Below are 17,549 nucleotides of genomic sequence, written 5' to 3' on the forward strand. Positions count from 1 at the left end.
GCCCATGACCTCCGCAAGGCGGCATGGCGTGTCGTCCTCGGCCCGAGGACGAGGTCGAGCGGCCGGCCGAGGGGACAGCCGCTCCGAGCGTGACGTGGGTGTCGCCTGACATTTCCCGTGGCTGTGTCGTCGTACTGCATGAGACCGCGTCCCCCTGCGGCAGAGGGCCGGTTCGTACAGCACACACAGCGCAGCAAGCTCATGAACCACGAAAGGAAACGGGAACTGCCATGTCACCTTCAGCAAAGGCAGGCCGGGCACTGGTGGTCGGTCTCGGGATCTCGGGCATGGCCACCGCTCTGCGATTGCGTCAGGCCGGTTGGGAGCCGGTCGCGGTCGAACGGGCTCCCGCCCGGCGTTCGGGCGGGTACTACATCGTCCTGTTCGGCTCCGGCATCGCCTCGGCGCGGCGGCTGGGCGTACTGGAGGGGATCGGTGACCGCGGCGGGCCGCAGATCGCTCTGTACGACGTCGACCGGAGCGGCAACCGTCGTCCCAGAGTGAACCTGGGGTCGCTGGCCGGAGGGCCCCGGCCGCTGCTGCGAGGTGACGTGGAGCGGGGATTGTTCGCGGCGTTACCGGACGATGTGGAGATCCGCTTCTCCACCGTGCCCACCCGCATCGTCCAGGACGAGTCCGGCGCGTACGTCCGCCTGCGCGACACCGAGGCCGACACCACCCTCGAGGAGCGCTTCGACCTGGTCGTGGGCGCCGACGGCATGCGCTCCACGGTGCGCGGGCTGGCGTTTGAGCCGAAGCGCTACCTGTATCCGCTGAACTACATGATCGGCGTCACACTCCTGGACGGGCCGGTCGACGGCTTCGGCCTGTCCGAGGGGCTGATCCTGGCCGAACCGGGGCGTTCGGCGTGGGTTTTCCCTTTCGCCGACCGGGCACCGAGCCTTCTGTTCTCGTACCGCACCCATGACGTGGACGCCGAGTTCGGCCGCCCGTCGGCCGAGTCCATCCGTGCCGCGTTCGGCCCCGAGCCGACGGGCCCACTGCTGGAGGGCCTGCTGGCACGCTACGAGCGGGCCCCTGACTCTCTGTTCGACTCGGTGCAGCAGGTACGCATGCCCAGCTGGTGCCGCGGAAGGGTCGTCCTGATCGGCGACGCGGCCTGGTGCATGACCCTGTATTCGGGCATGGGCGTCTCCGCCGGAATCGCCGGCGGTGAGCTGCTGGGAACCATGCTCCAACGTCACCGCGGCGATGTGTCCGGCGCGTTGCGGGCCTGGGAGGAGCGGATGAGGCCGTTCGTTCGCGCCCAGCAGGACAGTGCGCTGGTGACCGGACGCCGGATGTTCACCCCGCTGGACCGCAAGGAGCTGATCATGCGCGCCGGTGTGAGTCGCCTGATGCGCGCGCCCGGCCTCGGCAAGACCATCTGCAGGAAGCTGCTCGACAGCAAGGACATGAGGGCGAAGAACGCGGATGTCGCCGCGCCGTGGGCGTAGGCCGCCCCGTCCCTGGAATGTCTCTCGGCCCTGGGACGAGGCGGCCGGCGGATCTACGGCGAGAGAGCGTCGGCGGGGCGGCTCCCTCAGCGGGGCGCGCCGCAGTATTCGGCCTCGGTGATCCGCTGCATGGACGTCGCGTCCCAGTCCCCGTTGTAGTTGAAGGCGAGCTGGTGCCGTCCGTCCTCGGTGGTCACGGCCATGGAGAGCCAGCCGACCATGCCTCCGCCGTGGCCCCAGAGCGTCGTGCCGCAGCTCGTCTCGATGCGGGTGAGGCCCAGTCCATAGGAGATGTCGCTTGGTTCAGGCGTGACAGCGGTGGTCTTCATCGCCTTGAGCTGCTTCGGCGGCAGGAGCTTGCCCCCCAGCAGGGCACGGTAGAAGCGGTTCAGGTCACCCGCGGTGGAGATGATGTCGCCGTCGGCCCAGCCCTGCGACCCGTTCATCTCGGTGATGTCGTCGATCCGTTCGGGCTTCGCCTCGAACAGCTTGGAGTAGCCGCGGCTGCTGGGGCGGGGCAGGTGGATGCTGTTGCCGGGGTTGGACGTGTCCTTCAGCCCCAGCGGCTTGATGATGCGGTCGCGGACTTCGTCCTCGTACGTCCTTCCGCCGGCCTTCTCGATGATCAGCCCGGCCAGGACGTAGTTGGTGTTGGAGTACGCCTGCCTGGCGCCGGGTTCGAAAAGCGGCTTGTGGGAGAGCGCCACCTTCACGTGCTTCCCGGGCGACAGAGTGTCGTAACGGTGTTTGAGGTAGCCCTCCTTCAGGTACGTCTTGCCGTACTTTTCATCGGCCAGGTAGTCGAACAGACCGCTGGTGTGGTTGAGGAGCTGCCGGACGGTGATGGCGCGGCCGTCGTTGCCGTTGCCCCGTATCAGGCCCGGCAGGTGGTCATCCACCTTGTCGTCGAGGCTGAGTTTCCTCTCCGCCTCCATCTGGAGCAGGACGGTCGCCACGAACGTCTTGGTAATGCTGCCGACGCGGAACTTGTCGTCCTTGCCGCGCGGCGCACCCGACTTCAGGTCGCCCACGCCGGACGCAGACTTCCAGACGCCACGGGCGTCACGCGCCTGAGCCGTGATGCCGGGGATGCCTGCCCGTACGGCCGCGTCCATGGCACGCTGCGTCGCCCGGTGACCGGACCCCGCGGGAGGTGTGTCCGTCGCTGCCTGGGCGGGCGTCACGAAAGCCGCGGCCGCCATCGCCGCCGCCGCGATGCCCACCACGCCGACCCTCGTGTTCTTGCTCAACGCCATTCCGTGCTCCTCGCAGTCGTCAGCATCGCATCAAGCCGTACTCGTCGCGGGTCCCTGGCAGCCGGGGGGAGGATCACTGACCGCGTTGCGCGAGGGCCGCTTGTGTAGCAAGACCACAGACCACGCCCAAGAGGTTGAGGGGATCCGGCGAAAGATCGCGACGATCAGCCGGACCGGTGGCCCTCCATGGCGCTCAGCCAGGCAGGATCGTCTGGTGCACCATGCCTACGACGCTGAACTGCTCGCCCTGGTCCGCCGCTACGTGAAGCTCGGCGGCAGTCTGCTGCGCCTGGAAGGGCGCGAGTACGACCAATTCGCGCGGCATCTCGCCGAGGACGTCGCGTACATCGCCACCCACCAGCTCGTCCTTCTCCTGGATGGCGGGAGTCCAGGACCGCCGCCTGGCTCATCGCCGTTTCCCGCCGGACCGGGTTCCGCGAGCACCTCGGGGAGCTTCTGCCGGCGAGTGAGGTGTGCTGCGCGGGCTTGGCGTACTGCGTGCCTCTGGCCGTCTTCGGCACACCGGGGGGACGCCGACCGGGTTGACCGCCTGTCTCGAGCGGGCCCTGCGCCGCCCGACCTCGCCTTCGGGGAGCACGAGCACTGCGCTGCGTACCGGGGTTTCGTCGCGGGACCATCCTCGCGGGCGCGGGGATGGTCTTTTCCCCCGCGACCCCGACAGTGGATCCTCAGCGGAGACGACCTCTACCTGATCGGCGAGACGTGGGGCACCGAGAAGACCGATGCCTACCAGCTCATCCTCCTCGGCCACGGAATCCCTCTGCTCGAAGCAGACCGAAGCAGACCGAAGCAGGTCCGTGAAGAGCTGCGGGATTTCGGCGAGTACCGAGCCCACGGAGGTCGAGGGCAGGCCGGGGCGCCATGACGATTCAGCCGATCGAGACCCGATACAAGAGCCACCGCTTCCGCTCCCACCCCGAGGCACGCCGGGCAGTCGTGGAGCGCCTGGACGTCCCCTGGGACTACGGGTCCCAGGGAGACCTCGTCGACGGCACGCCGTACCTGCCCGACTTCCTCGTCCGGCCGGACACCGAGACGGCGTTCTGGCTGGAGATCAAGGGCACCTTTCCGAGCCCCGAGGCGCAGTGTGCGGTATCCGCCCCGGGTGGCTCAGAGGGGGCGACGTGTCTGCCTGAGGGAGAGAAGAAGTCCCGCCCGACCGGACTCGTCATCCGGTCGAGAGACGCCACACGTGCAGCGGGACTGCCCGCACTCCCCGGAGCATGAGCAAGTCCGGGGACGAAGAGCCGGTCAGCGCGGAACGGGCAGAGCCGTGCCAGCACCGGGCGGAATCAAAGAATCCCGTATCGCTGCCAGTTCCGGAGCGTATTTTTGGCACCGTCCGGTCGACATTCGGATGACCCCGCGCCAACTGGTGCGGCTCTTTGGCGTGCGCAAAATCGCCACCCTGTGGCTCCGTTTGAGGGCGAAGAGCTGGAGGGGCGACTGTTCGGGGCGCGCTTCCGAGACAGACAGTCGCCGCCGACCTGCGGCGGCCCCGGAGAAGCCGGCCGAGCCTGGTCGGCTCACCCCCGTCCGGGTTTGCCGTGGGTTCCGGCACCTCCGCCTGCATCTCGCCTGCCCGGCTCGTGCACCCAGCGAAACGGAACGGTGCCTCTCCAGACAACCGGAGAGGCACCGCCGCGCTGCTATAAAGACGCCAGGGCTGGCCAGGAGCCGTCAAACCGGCTTCTAGGCAAGAGGCCCTGCCTTCATGCGCGTACAGCGGGAAGATCACCCGGCCAGGAGCCCTGTTCGACCTGCCCCCCCCGTGAGTTCGACGACGGCCTCTGGGCCGTCGAGGCCGGCCAAGTGCGCGGGGAGTTCGCTGCGTTCGGCTTCGGTGAGGGCGACGGCGCGGGCGCGGGTGAGGGCATCGACCGCGGCGGTGGTGTCGTCGTCGCGGATGGCGAGTTCGGCGCGGTAGGCCAACGCCTCGACCAGTTCGGCGGCCGGTGCGCAATCCTGCTCCCGGGCCAGTGTGGCGTCCAGGGCCTTCGCCGCCTGCTGATTGTCGCCCTTGGAGTCGCCGAGCACGACGGCGTTCTCCAGCGCCCTGGCCAGCTTGCCGACCGCGGGCGCACCGGTGCCGCCAGTACCGGGGACAGGAAGATCCGGGTCCAGCTCCCGCCGGGGTCGATGACCGTGAACCCGGACTGGTTGTCGGCGTTCTTGCGTTTCCGCGGGCGGGTCATCCGCGGGATCCCGGAGACCAGGAGCTTGCCGTGGACCGCGCGCATGCCCGCGGCGAACGCCTCGAAGAGCTGCTGTGGGTCGGGCACGATGACCACACAACTGCCATAGGAGTCGCTTGAAGTCCGGCATGCCGAAGAACTGCAGCTGGAGGTCTTCTCGATGCACGCCCACGCACGGGTTCGGGCGGACCTGGTAGTAGGGCCAGGTGAAGCCGAGCATGGTCGAACTCGACGATCTCGTCGATGGATCTGCACGGAAGCAGCGGGACGGTTATCTCGCGGGCCACGACATTGCTCCGTCTCGAAGGGAAGGTTCCGCCGATGCTCGCGGCTGTTACTCGGCCGGCTGCGCGGGGCGGAGGGTAGGGGAGCCAGCTTCGTCGGCTGAGCACCGGTATCGGCGGTCGCCGGCCACAGCGAGATGACCTCGCCCCCGGGCTCCAGGCGTCCAGCTCCGTGTTCGCGGGCAGGTGTGCGGTGACCGCCTGCGCCCACTGTGGGACGCGGTTCACCGACGAACGCTGGGAGGCCGCCGAGAAGACGGACTGGGGAGTCCCCGTCGACACCCACCGCAGCTGTGCGACGGCTGCAAGCACCAGGCTGTCGCCGCCACCCAGGAGACCAACGGCCAGGAGCCGCACCCCGACTGGGCGAAGGAGTACCGCGACTTCCTGCGCTACCCCCGTCGTCCACGGTGCACCAAGTGCAAAGCGGCGTTCACCGACGAACGGTGGCAGGCGGTGGAGCGCACCGGCTGGAACGCCCTCCCTCAGGCACGGCGACCGCCCCTGTGGGTGCCCCTATGTCTTTGGTCAAGCTGTTTGGGCCTCCCGTCGCCCATGGCGGTGTCAGCGCGGTGCGATAGTTGACGCCGTCGCAGGTGAATAGGGTTGCTAGCCGCAGGGGGTATGAGTGGAACGGATCACTGAGGACCAGGTCGCACGGCTGGCCAGCTTCGTATGGGCACGCATCCCCGAAACCGCTCCGCTTCAAGGCGAAGCCCGCCGTACGGCCGCAGCCCTGCGCCTGGCCGCGAACCAGCAGATCGCGGCGGTGATCTTCCACCGAAACTCTCCAGCCGAGCACTCAGGGGAGACAGAGCTGCATGCAACCGCCTCGTGGAACCTGCTGGTGGCCTTGGCTGGAATCTGGCACGACCATCCAGACTTCCCCGCTGACGCGGCCGTAGAGACTTTCGATTTCGACTGCGAGTCGCCCCTCTGACGTCCATGCAGTGCGACTCGTGAGCGATCTCATGCCACTGCGGTAGGCCGGGACTCGTAGAAGGTTCCGTCGCGGAGCATGGCGAACAGGACGTCGGCTCGTCGTCTGGCGAGGCAGAGCAAGGCCTGGGTGTGGTGCTTTCCCTGGGCGATCTGGTCGCTGGCGAGGTTGGCGAGTTCACGCTTCTTGAGTGAGGACCACAGCAGTTCCACCGGGTTGAGCTCGGGTGCGTAGGCGGTTAATCGTTCCAGGGTGAGCCAGTCCTGTCCGGCGACCCAGGCCCGCATCGGCCGACTCCAGTGGGCGGACACTCCGTCCCAGACCAGGACCACCCTCTCGCCGCGGTAGAACACCTTCATCTGCTCCAGGACCTCGATGAGTCCGGCGGTGTCGTAGCCGCCGGGCTTGAGGTGGAAGCACAGGCGGGCCCCGCGATCAGGGTCGGTGGAGTGGTAGCCCAAGGCCCCGGCCATCGACGCGCGCTTCCAGTTCAGTCGGTGCCGCAGGAGCGGAGTTTGCCCTCGGGGCGAGTAGGAGAGGCAGATCTGAGGGAGCAGGGAGACGCCTGATTCGTCGAGGAAGACGATCCAGGCACATGTGTTCACGGCCCCTTCTTGATACGCGGCCACTCGTGCGCGATCCAGCGGGCGATCTCCGACTCGTCCCGCTCGACCGCCCGCCGCTCGGGCCGTTGCAGGCTCCATCCGAGCCGGCCGGTCAGCATCCGCCACACCGACGCCCTCGACAACACCACCCCCGTCGCCCGGGTGACGACCTGTGGGGCACGTATTTCCCCAGGCTTCGGGATCTGAGCGTCACATAATTCCCCACCTCGGCGGTCACGAGTCCCCATGGGGACGCCGACCGTGGGCCCCCAAGCCTGAGCAGAAATCGGGTAGATGCGGCAGGGATACTGCCGTCATGGCCGTTACTCAGCAGCTCGCCCGCATCCCCGAGGGGTACCTCGCCGCCTGCCGTCAGTCCGCCGCCGCGTCACCGGACGGCGATCCCCACTGGGATCCACCGGCGTACGACGTGCTGGACCTGGACTGGGCACCGGCTCTGCTGAAACGTGTCGGCGAGGTGGCCGGACTCAAAGGGTCCCATCTCGATGCTTTGCGCCGGGCCACCGACGGCGACACGGCTCTGGACCTCGGTTTCCTCGACACTCACCCGCACGTCATAGCCCCCTTCGGGGGCGCCCCCACCAGCCTGGACGTCTCTCAAGTGGAGTGCGTCTCCGAGCTGCTTGGCCAGATCGACATGCCCATCCTTCTCGCCGCCCTGCCGACCGACGAGCGTGACGCCGCATCCTTGATCGACCAGGTGGGCTCCATCGCCGGAGGTTTGAGGGCGTACCTGCTGGTGCACTTCAACGCCTTGCGCGACTTCTACCTCGACGCCGCCAAGCGACACCTGCACGTCGTGATCTGGTGGGACTGACTCGCGACCCACCAGGCGTCCCCACCACCAGCACCTGGGGAATTACGTGATCGTCCACACGACCGCGCCGACTCGTTCCAGGGTCCACAGGTCGGCCTCGAAACCATGAGCCTGGGCGCCTTGCTCCAACGCGGCCCGGACCAGCTCGACCTGGGTGTCGCCCAGCTTGGGCGGGTGTCCGGTGGCTGCCCGTCGCCGCAGAGCCGAAGCACCGCATTGCTCCCACACCCGCCGCCAACGCCGCACACTCTCGGCACACACCCCCACCGCCCTCGCGATCTCCGCATTCGAGACGCCGCCCTCGAACAACTCGACTGCCCGAACACGACGCGCCTCCGCCAACTGAGGCCGCGGCAAAGGAGGAAGGGAAGAGCCGGCAACCGAAGAGGAAGGTTGATGAGTCACCCCGCCAGCCACACGCCCACCGAACTTACGAAAGGATCAATAGTGGGATGCCGGGCGCGGCGACGGTCCGCCGTGCCCGGCCGGTTCACCTGGGGGTGATGGCGATGCCCTCGGGCTGGTGACCGGTGCGCAGCGTCGTCCTTACCGTCGCCAGCTCCGGGTCGACGACCGAGACGGTGTCGGAGTCCTCGTTGGTGACCCAGACCCGCCTGCCGCCCGGACTGACCGCCACGCCCTGCGGTGTCTTGCCCACGGGCACCCGGGACAGGACGCCGCCGCTCGCGGTGTCGATGACGAGGAGCGCGTCGTCCCCTGAATCCGCGGCGTACAACCGCAGTCCGTCGGGGCTGACGGCGAGGCCGAGCGGGGCCTTGCCGACCTGCCAGGTGGCTGTCACCGTGCGGGTGGTGGGGTCGATGACGGAAATGCTGCCGGAACCCGTGTTGGCGACGTAGACCCTGTCGCCCTTCACCGTGGCCGCGATGCCGCTGGGGAAGTCCCCCACGGGAATCTGGGCCACGGGCTCGTGGCCCTTGGACAGGACGGTGACGTTGTTGCTGCCGCTGTTGGTGACGTAGGCGGTCCCGTCGGGCAGGGTGGCGATGCTGTGCGGAAGGTCGCCGACCGAAGGTGTCGCGATGGCCTTCCGGCTGGCCGTGTCGATGACGGAGACGTTTCCGCTGCCCCAGTTCGCTACGAGTACCCACCGCCCGTCGCGGCTCGGAGTGGCCGAGAACGGATAGGAACCGACCGGCACGGTCGCCACGGGCTTGCGACTGGCGGTCTCGATGAAGGTGACGGAGTCGGACAGGCCGTTCGCCACGTACACATGGGAGCCGTCGGGGGCCGCGCCGACGCCGGTCGGTCCGCTGCCCACCGTCGTGGTTCCGATGGGTCGCTCCAGGCGGACGTCGAAGGTGGAGACGGTACCCGCTCCACTGTTGGCCACGTACGCGACGATGCGCATCGGGAAGCCCTTGCCGGAGGCACTCTTCGCCGCCGGTTTCGGTACGGGGGGCGGCACGCTGGGCGCCGCGGCGGAGGTGCACGCCATGGCGGCGAGCACGAACCCCAGCGCCAGACGGACGCGGAAGCGGCGGTTGCCTGCGAAGGATCTCAGCATGGATCTACCTCCGTGGTTGTGTGAGTCCGGGACGGACGCACACGGTCGCACACGGTCAAACGCCTGGTCCGTGTCCCCTGCACGGCCCGGGCAGTAATTCGACCCTTCGCATGAATATGCCTGCGGCATACTGCCCAATTCACGTACTTGCGTGTGTCATATGACAGCAGCATCTCTCATCCCCCGCTCGCCGCCGACCGTCGGCCCCTCGCCCGGCCTCCGTCTCCGTCACTCGCGCCATAAAGAGGATCTCGAAGCGGGCCGGGGTGCCGATCGCCTTCATGACGGGTCGCGCTGACAGACCGCGAGGGTCTGGATGAACTTGTTCTCCAGCCCCAGCTTGGTCCGCCTGGCCGCGCGCTCGGTCCAGTAGCCCGCCAGCGCCGGATCGTCCTTGGAATAGGTTCCAAGGACCGGCACGTGACGGACGATCCTGGTCATCGCGGCGGGTTTGACGTAGGCCGAACCCTCACCGAAGATCCAGCGATTGTCGCTCCCGGGAATCCGCTTGTCCCAGTACCGGGCCGCGATCCACTGCCTTCCCTTCCGCCGATGCTGTCTGCTCGCCCACTGCCAGAGCTGGCCGGACACGATCCGATCGACTTCCTTGAAGGCCCTCTTCGAGCTCCAGGGGCGGTAGTACGCAGTCCAGCCCCGGGAGCGCCATGTGTGTCGAAGGCCGTTGCAGGTCGTTGAGGAGACGAAGTCGGCGGGGGCGGCGATGTCAAGGCCTCGTCGCGGCGCTCACTCCGGCGTTTTCTCTTGACGCCGAAGTGGACGCCGAAGTGGACGCCGGAGGTGGACGGCTGCGCAAGAGCCGTGGCCGCGGATCAGGGTGGCACGTGAACTCACCTGAGTCGCTTCTGTCCATTTGACTCCTTTCACCTCCATTGCCATCGTTACGCATCGTGCTCGACCCAACTCTTTAAGTGACGGACTGGAGTTTCGGTATGACGGTGGCTTGGCCGAAGACGGACGCGTTCGCCATCGTGGGCCTGGGGTGTCGGCTGCCCGGCGGGATCACGGATCTGGCCGGATTGTGGGAAGCGCTGGAAGCCGGGCGGGACTTGGTCGGGACGGTGCCGGAGGACCGGTTCGAGGCCGGGCGGTTCGTCGATACGGCGATGGCGCGGCCCGGCAAGTCGTACACCGCCCGGGGCGGGTTCCTCCCCGACATCGCCGGGTTCGACGCGGCCTACTTCGGGATCTCTCCGCGCGAAGCGGCCCAGATGGACCCGCAGCACCGCCTGTTGCTGGAGACGACCGTCGAGGCGCTGGACGACGCGGGCATCGACCCCGGCACGCTGTCGGGCTCCGACACCTGCGTGTTCATCGGTGTCTCGGACTTCTCCTACGGCGGCCTGCAGATGACCAGCCGACAGATGAACGCCTATTCCATGGCCGGTGGCGCGCACGCGATCGCGGCGAACAGGCTCTCGCACTTCTTCGACCTGCGCGGGCCGAGCATGGCGATCGACACGGCCTGCTCCTCGTCGCTGGTCGCCGTGGAGCGTGCCTGCCGGGAACTGGCCTCGGGCGGCAGCCGCGTGGCACTGGCGGGTGGCGTCAACGTCCTGCTGAACCCGAGCGGCTTCGTCGGGTTCAGCCAGGCGTCCATGCTGTCCAAGCGGGGCCGCTGCGCGGCGTTCTCGGCGGATGCCGACGGGTTCGTCAGGGCCGAGGGCGCGGGTGTGGTCGTACTGAAGCCGCTGGCCGACGCTGTGGCCGCCGGGGACCGGATCCACGGCGTGATCGCCGCGGCCGGCAGCAACTGCGACGGGCGCACCCCTGGACTGGCGCTGCCCAGCGCGCAGGCGCAGGAGGACTTGCTGCGACAGGTGTACGAGCGGGCGGGCATCGCCCCCGATGAGGTGGCGTACGTGGAGGCGCACGGCACGGGTACGCAGGCAGGTGACCCGGCCGAGTGCCTGGCGCTGGGCCAGGTGCTGGGCGCCGCGCGGACGGCGGGGCCCCTGCCCATCGGGTCGGTGAAGTCCAACGTCGGTCATCTGGAACCCGCCTCGGGCATGGCGGGGCTGTTCAAAGCCCTGGTAGTGCTGCGCCACGGCACGATCCCGGCCTCACTCCACTTGGACCCGCTCAACCCGCACATCGACTTCGCCGGGCTGGGACTGGAGCCGGTCGGGAGGGCGCGCCCCCTGGTGTCGCGTGCAGGCCGGTGTTTCGTGGGTGTCAACTCCTTCGGGTTCGGCGGCGCGAATGCCCATGTGGTCATCGGCAGGCCGCCGAGCACCGCTCCCCGCACAGACATCAAAGCGGAGCGCGAGCTGCCGGTGATCGCTTCGGGTCGCACCCCGCAGGCGGCCGAGGCGGCGGCGCGGCGGCTGGCCGCACGGCTGACGGGCGCCACGGCGCGGGAGTTCTACGACATCGCGGCCACGACGAGTGTGCGTCGGGCCAGGCATCGACACCGTCGGGTGGCCCTCGCTTCGACGCCGCACGAGGCGGCGCGGCTCCTGCCAGGTGAGGGAGCGACGGGTGAGGCTGTGCGGCGCGGCCAGGTCTGCCTGGTCTTCGCGGGCAATGGTTCGCAGTGGGCGGGCATGGGGGCCGACCTTCTGGACGCGGACGCGGTCTTCCGTGCCGAGGTGGAGGCGGTCGACACCGGGCTGGCACCCCGGCTCGGCTGGTCGGTCGCCGACCAGATGCGCCGGCCTGTGGACGAGTGGGGGCTGGCGTCCACGGAGGTGGCGCAGCCGCTGCTGTTCACGGTGCAGGCCGGGATCACCGCGGTGCTGCGCGAGCGGGGCGTGCGGTGGGAACTCGCCCTCGGGCACAGCGTCGGCGAGGTGGCCGCCGCGTACGCCGTCGGCGCGTTGACGCTTGCCGAAGCGGCGCGGGTGATCGCCGAGCGTGGCCGGGCCCAGGCGGCCACGGCCGGCCGCGGCCGGATGGCGGCGGTGGGGCTGGCGGCGTCCGAGGCCGAGAGGGTGCTGGAGGCGTACCCCGGCCTGGTCGTGGCGGCGGTGAACAGCGCCAGGGACGTGACGGTCGCCGGGCCACAGGCGCGGCTGAAGTCGCTGGGGGAGGACTTGGCGGCCCGGGACGTGTTCTTCCGGCTCATGGACCTCGACTACGCCTTCCACAGCCCAGCCATGGAAGCGGTTCGCAAGCCTCTGGCCGCCGGCCTCGCCGGGCTGGCCCCGCGGGGAAGCTCTGAGCAGCTGGTCTCCACCGTGACCGGCGGGTCGGTGCCCACGACCGGTCTGGACGCCGACTACTGGTGGCGCAACGTGCGCGAACCGGTCCGGTTCGCCGACGCCGTCGGCCACGCCCTGGACACCGGCGCCGACGTGCTGCTGGAGGTCGGCCCGCACCCGGTCCTGCGTACGTACCTGCGCCGGATCACCACCGGACGCGAGCAGGTGGCCGTCCTCCCGACGCTGTGCCGGGATGCCGCAGGGCCCGCCGCGCTGCGCAGGTCGGCCGAGGCCCTGGTCGCCGCCGGGGCGGATCTCGACTGGGCGCGTTGGTTCCCCCGCCCCGCCCGGGTGGCGGAGCTTCCCGCCTACCCCTGGCAGCGGAAGCGGTACTGGAGCGGCACCCCGCAGCACTGGATCATCAGCAGCGGGAACGGACGGCTGGACCACCCGCTGCTGGGTGAGCGGCTGCCGACGGCGGAGCCCTCCTGGCAGGGGCCCGTCGAACCGACACTGGTGCCCTGGCTGGCCGACCACAAGGTGGCCGGCTCCGTGGTGTTCCCCGCGGCCGGTTTCGCCGAGATGGCCCTGTCCGCCGGGCGACGGGTGCTGGACGGCCCGGTGGAGCTGTCCTGGCTCGAGGTCAGCCGCCCGCTGGTCGTCCCGTGGGATCGGGCCGGTGACGTACGCGTACAACTGGCGTTCTCCCCTGAGGACGGCATGGTGTCCATCACCAGCACCGAGGCCGCCGACGGCATCGAGGACGACGGCACACAGCCCCGCCCGCACGCCCGGTGCCGGGTACGTGAGCTGATCGGCCGGCCGCCCGGGCGGATCGACCTGGCCGAGGTGCGGGCCCGCTGCGCCCGCCGCGGTGACGCAGACGCCCTGTATCCCGAACTGGCCGCCGCCGGACTGGACTACGGGCCCGCTTTCCGGCAACTGGTGCGGCTGCACGCCGGGGACGGGGAAGCGCTGGCCGCCTACCGGCACACCACGGACACCGCCGACACCGCGCGGTACGTGGTGCACCCGGCGCTGCTGGACGGCGCGCTCCAGGCGTGCGTGCCGCTCGTCATCGCCCGGACGGGTGGCGGGCAGGCGTGGCTTCCGGCCTCCATCGGGGGCGTACGCGTCTGGCGCAGCCCGTCCCCGACCGGCATGCTGCACGTCCGTGACCGCACACGCGGCACCGCCGAACTCTGCTTCGACGTGACCGTCACAGACCCGGACGGCAGCGTCACGGCCGAGCTCGACGGCGTACGCATGCGGCGCGTGCCGACGCCGACCGAGCGGTCGACGCAGCGGTACGAGACGGTGCTGCGCGCCGCCCCGCTGCCCCACCTGCCCTGCGCGCCCTCACCGCTGCCGGGCAACCAGGACCTGGCCGCGGCCGTCACGCCCGCCGTCGACGCGGCACGGGCCGACGCGCGCGCAATGCGCTTCGCGGAGTTCGGCGACCGGCTGAAGCGGGCGACCGCCCATGTGGCCGCCGCCGCGTTCGCGGATCTGCTCGGCGAGGCCGGCGGCGGGTTCACCGCCGATGATCTGGTCCGCCGGGGCATGCTCGCGCGGCACGACCGGCTGGCGCGGGCCCTGCTGGCGCTGATGTCCCGGCACGGTCTGGCCGCGCGGGGCGAGGACGGGCGGTGGCGGCTGGCCGGGGTCCCGGCCCCCGGACCGCTCCTGGCGCAGCTGCCGTTCGACTTCCCGGCCACCTCCGCGGAAGTGCAGCTGGCGGTACGGCAGTTGACGCACCTTGCGGAGGTGCTGCGCGGCGCGGAGGACGCACTGCACCTGATGACGGGCCAGGGCTCACGCGAGGCTCTGGAGCAGTTCTACGACGTGGCGCCGAGCTGCCGGTGCCATAACAGGGTCCTGGCCGCGCTGGCTGCGCAGATCGCACGGGAGTGGCCCGAGGACCGGCCCCTGCGGATCCTGGAGGTCGGCGCGGGCACGGGCGGTGCCACCGCCGCACTGCTGCCGCTGCTGCCACCGGAACGCACCGTCTACCACTTCACCGACGTGTCCGCGGGCTTCTTCGCCCGCGCCCGTCACCGGTTCGGCGCCCACTCCTTCGTCGACTACCGGACCCTCGACCTGAACCACGACCCGGCCGAGCAGGGTTTCACCGCCGGCACGTACGACGTGGTCATCGCGGCCAACGTGCTGCACACCACCGCCGATCCGCGGGCGGCGCTGCGCCGGGTACGCGCGCTGCTGGCACCCGGCGGCCGGCTGCTGGCCGCCGAGACGCACGACGTCGACTATCTGCTGCCGTTCTTCGGGATGCTCGACAGCTTCTGGGCGCAGGACGGCGAAGGACGGCCCGACTCCCCCCTGCTGGGCCCCGGCCAGTGGTCGCAGGCGCTGCGCTCCTGCGGCCTCGTCGACATCGTCTGCCTCGACGGCATCACCGGTCTGGCCGAGGAGACCGCTTCGGTGCTGATGGCCTCGTCCCCCTCGTACGAGAGCGCCCAGCCCGCGCCGGCCGGTCCGGACGACGGCACCCGCTGGATCGTCACCACCGAGAGTGCGGCCGAGACGCCGCTGGCCGAGCGCCTGGCGGCCCTGCTGTCCGGCGGCGGAACGGAGCCCGTGCCGGTGCTGGCGGCGTCCGTCGATCCAGCGATGTGGACCGGATCTCTTGCCGGTGACGGCAGTCCGGCCGTGGTGCTCGTGCTGGGCGAGGCCCCAGCCGACCCGCAGGCGGTGCTCGATCAGGCGGTGCGCCGTACGGCCGTGCTGCGCGCCCTGGCCTCGGCCTGCCGGGGCCTGCGCGACGGCACCGGAGCCGCCCTGTGGCTGGTGACGCGGCCCAGCGGCGCGCTGCCCGCGCCCGAGCGCGCCGAGCAGCCGCAGGACGCCGTCGCCTGGGGCGTGGCCCGCACCCTGGCCAACGAACATCCCGAGCTGCGGGTGACCCGGGTGTCGCTGGAACGCCTCGGCGACCCGGCCGCCGACGCGCACCGGCTGGCCCATGAACTGCTTGCGCCCCTCGCGCACACCGAGGACGACGGGAACACGCGGGGGCGTGAGGACGAGATCGTGCTCACCGCCGGCGGTCGCTTCCTGCCCCGGGAACGCACGGCTCCGTTCGATGAGCACGTCGAGGCGAGCGGCGAGCACCCTTTCGCGCTGGAGATCCGTGCGCCCGGTCTGTCGTACGAGCCCCTCTGGACGCGGACCGCGCCCCCCACCCCCGGGCCGGGCGAGGTGGTGATCGCGGTGCGTGCCGCAGCGCTCAACTACCGCGACATCATGCTGGCCACCGGGCTGCTCCCGCCGGAGGAAGCCGAGAGCACCTTCAGCGAGGTCGGGCCCGGCCTGGAATGCGCGGGAATCGTCGCGGCCGTGGGCGACGGCGTGGACGGCCTGGCCGTCGGGGACCGGGTGTGCGCAGCGGCCCCGGGCTGTCTGGCCTCGCACACGGTCGCCCCCTCGTCCTTGGTGGTGCGCCTCCCCGACGGTCTGGAGTTCGCGGAGGCCGCGACCCTGCCGGTGGCCTTCCTCACCGTCCACTACGCCCTGCGTGACCTGGCGCACCTGGCGGCCGGGGAGACCGTACTGGTGCACGGCGCCGCAGGCGGGGTGGGTCTGGCCGCCGTCCAGTACGCCCACCAGGTGGGCGCCACCGTCATCGCCACCGCGGGCAGCCCGGCCAAGCGCGATCTGCTGCGCGCACTGGGCGTCGCACACGTCCTGGACTCCCGCAGCCTCGACTTCGCGGGCCAGGCCCGGCACATCACCGGCGGGCGCGGGGTCGACGTGGTGGTCAACTCGCTGGCCGGGCAAGCCATCGACCGGGGCCTGGAGACGCTCCGCGCGGGCGGCCGGTTCATCGAACTCGGCAAGCGCGACATCTACGCCAACAAACCGCTCCTCATGCGTCCCTTCAGCCGCAACATCGCCTTCTTCGGCGTCAACGTCACCACCCTGCTGTCCGGCGAGGCCGCTTCCGGGGCCGGTCGGCGTCTGCTGGCCGAGGTGGCCGGGCGCGTGGCGGACGGGCGTTACCGGCCGCTGCCGTACACGGTGTACCCGGCTGCGCGGGTCAAGGAGGCGTTCGAGCTGTTGCAGCATTCCCGGCACATCGGCAAGGTCGTGGTCGGCCTCGACCCGCAGGACGGCCCGGTACCCGTCCGCAGGCGGCCCGAACCGCTCCGCCTCGATTCCGACGGCAGTTACCTGGTCACCGGCGGGCTGAGCGGGTTCGGCGCTGCCACCGCGCAGTGGCTCGTCGAGCACGGGGCCCGCCACCTGGCCCTCGTCTCCCGCCGCGGTGCCGACGGCCCCGAAGCGGCGGAGCTGCTGTCCGACCTGACGGCGCGGGGTGCGACGGCCACGCCGTACGCCGCCGACGTCACCGATGCCGCCGCGCTGGCCGAGGTGATCGACGATGTCGACGCCACCGGGTACCGGCTCGCCGGGGTCGTGCACGCGGCCATGGCGCTCGACGACGCTCCGCTCACCGAACTGACCGACGACCGCGCCCGCGCGGTGCTGGCACCCAAGGTGGCCGGGGCGGCGGTCCTCGACGCCCTGACACGCCACCGGGACCTGGGGCTGTGGTGGCTGTACTCCTCCTTCACCACCAGCATCGGCAACATCACGCAGTCCGCCTACGTCGGCGGGAACCTGTTCACCGAGGCGCTGGCCCGGCACCGGCACCGCGACAAGCCCGCGCTCGCCGTCGCGTGGGGAGCGATCGGGGACCGCGGCCATGTCGCACGCGAGCGCCTGGGCCCGGCCATGGAGGCGCTGGGCGTCGCTCCACTCGGCTCGCGCGAGGCGCTGGACGCCCTGGAGACGCTGACGGCGGCCGACACCGTCGTCGCCGGCATCGGCCGGTTCGACTGGGCACGGGCACGCACCTTCATGCCCTGCGTGAGCGCGCCCCGTTTCGCGGCGCTGCTCCCCGCCGCCGGAGATGTGCGCGGCCACACCCGCCAGGATCTCCTGACCTCGCTGGCCGGGCTCTCTCCCGACGAGGCGCTGGAGAAGGTCAACGGCACGCTCGCCGAGCTGCTGGCCCGCATTCTCCAGACCGACGCCGCCCGCCTCGACGCGCGGCTGCCGCTCCAGGACTACGGGGTCGACTCCCTGATGGCCGCCGAGCTGCTGACCACCTTGAAGCAGCAACTCGACGTCGAGATTCCGCCCCTGGAACTGCTCCAGGGCGGCATCACCCTCACCGACATCTCCCGTCACGTGCTGCTGCGCCTCGGCGCCCGCACCACCGACCCCGCCAACGGCTGAAAGAG

Annotated in this window: 13 protein-coding genes; 6 read left to right on the forward strand and 7 right to left on the reverse strand. The window is 70.5% G+C overall.

Annotated elements, in window-relative coordinates; genetic code table 11:
• The first annotated feature begins 230 nt into the window (after positions 1–230).
• Complete coding sequence (locus KKZ08_RS38005; protein WP_223778775.1) at positions 231–1,457, forward strand: FAD-dependent monooxygenase; 1,227 nt, start codon at positions 231–233, stop codon at positions 1,455–1,457.
• Positions 1,458–1,543: 86 nt separating this feature from the next.
• Here KKZ08_RS38005 and KKZ08_RS38010 read toward each other — a convergent pair whose 3' ends face one another.
• Together KKZ08_RS38010 and KKZ08_RS38015 are read right to left on the reverse strand one after the other, a co-directional pair.
• The gene (locus tag KKZ08_RS38010; RefSeq protein WP_223778776.1) at positions 1,544–2,713 is read right to left on the reverse strand and encodes a serine hydrolase domain-containing protein; all 1,170 of its coding nucleotides are present in this window, start codon (positions 2,711–2,713) and stop codon (positions 1,544–1,546) included.
• Between the two features lie 193 nt (positions 2,714–2,906).
• On the reverse strand, positions 2,907–3,071 hold the full coding sequence (locus KKZ08_RS38015; protein ID WP_223778777.1) for a hypothetical protein: 165 nt from the start codon (positions 3,069–3,071) through the stop codon (positions 2,907–2,909).
• 50 nt (positions 3,072–3,121) lie between these two features.
• On the opposite strand from KKZ08_RS38015, the gene KKZ08_RS38825 reads away from it, so the two are divergent.
• Together KKZ08_RS38825 and KKZ08_RS38025 are read left to right on the forward strand one after the other, a co-directional pair.
• On the forward strand, positions 3,122–3,259 hold the full coding sequence (locus KKZ08_RS38825) for a DUF6000 family protein (RefSeq protein WP_263303419.1): 138 nt from the start codon (positions 3,122–3,124) through the stop codon (positions 3,257–3,259).
• Positions 3,260–3,595: 336 nt separating this feature from the next.
• A complete protein-coding gene (locus KKZ08_RS38025) occupies positions 3,596–3,961 on the forward strand; it encodes a hypothetical protein (protein WP_223778778.1) in 366 nt (121 codons plus the stop codon).
• Positions 3,962–4,468: 507 nt separating this feature from the next.
• Here the strand turns inward: KKZ08_RS38025 and KKZ08_RS38030 are convergent.
• A complete protein-coding gene (locus KKZ08_RS38030) occupies positions 4,469–4,771 on the reverse strand; it encodes a hypothetical protein (protein ID WP_223778779.1) in 303 nt (100 codons plus the stop codon).
• A 1,070-nt stretch (positions 4,772–5,841) separates the two neighbouring features.
• On the opposite strand from KKZ08_RS38030, the gene KKZ08_RS38035 reads away from it, so the two are divergent.
• Positions 5,842–6,153 (forward strand): hypothetical protein, encoded by a 312-nt coding sequence (locus KKZ08_RS38035; protein ID WP_223778780.1) that lies wholly within the window; start codon positions 5,842–5,844, stop codon positions 6,151–6,153.
• A 29-nt stretch (positions 6,154–6,182) separates the two neighbouring features.
• On the opposite strand, the gene KKZ08_RS38040 is transcribed toward KKZ08_RS38035, so the two are convergent.
• The gene (locus KKZ08_RS38040; protein ID WP_223778781.1) at positions 6,183–6,857 is read right to left on the reverse strand and encodes a transposase; all 675 of its coding nucleotides are present in this window, start codon (positions 6,855–6,857) and stop codon (positions 6,183–6,185) included.
• The gene (locus tag KKZ08_RS38045) at positions 6,755–7,006 is read right to left on the reverse strand and encodes a winged helix-turn-helix domain-containing protein (protein WP_223778782.1); all 252 of its coding nucleotides are present in this window, start codon (positions 7,004–7,006) and stop codon (positions 6,755–6,757) included. Before KKZ08_RS38045 ends, KKZ08_RS38040 begins: the two co-directional genes overlap by 103 nt.
• A gap of 68 nt (positions 7,007–7,074) precedes the next feature.
• On the opposite strand from KKZ08_RS38045, the gene KKZ08_RS38050 reads away from it, so the two are divergent.
• Positions 7,075–7,596: a YfbM family protein gene (locus KKZ08_RS38050; protein WP_223778783.1), complete on the forward strand. Its 522-nt coding sequence runs from the start codon at positions 7,075–7,077 to the stop codon at positions 7,594–7,596.
• A 490-nt stretch (positions 7,597–8,086) separates the two neighbouring features.
• Here KKZ08_RS38050 and KKZ08_RS38060 read toward each other — a convergent pair whose 3' ends face one another.
• Positions 8,087–9,124, reverse strand: a complete 1,038-nt coding sequence (locus KKZ08_RS38060) for a YncE family protein (RefSeq protein WP_223778784.1) — start codon at positions 9,122–9,124, stop codon at positions 8,087–8,089.
• A 279-nt stretch (positions 9,125–9,403) separates the two neighbouring features.
• Positions 9,404–9,847, reverse strand: coding sequence for a group II intron maturase-specific domain-containing protein (locus KKZ08_RS38065; protein ID WP_223779356.1), 444 nt, complete (start codon positions 9,845–9,847; stop codon positions 9,404–9,406).
• 227 nt (positions 9,848–10,074) lie between these two features.
• On the opposite strand from KKZ08_RS38065, the gene KKZ08_RS38070 reads away from it, so the two are divergent.
• Positions 10,075–17,544: a type I polyketide synthase gene (locus tag KKZ08_RS38070; RefSeq protein WP_223778785.1), complete on the forward strand. Its 7,470-nt coding sequence runs from the start codon at positions 10,075–10,077 to the stop codon at positions 17,542–17,544.
• Positions 17,545–17,549 lie beyond the last annotated feature (5 nt).

The organism is Streptomyces sp. 135 (assembly GCF_020026305.1).
In the GTDB taxonomy this organism is placed as follows: Bacteria; Actinomycetota; Actinomycetes; order Streptomycetales; family Streptomycetaceae; genus Streptomyces.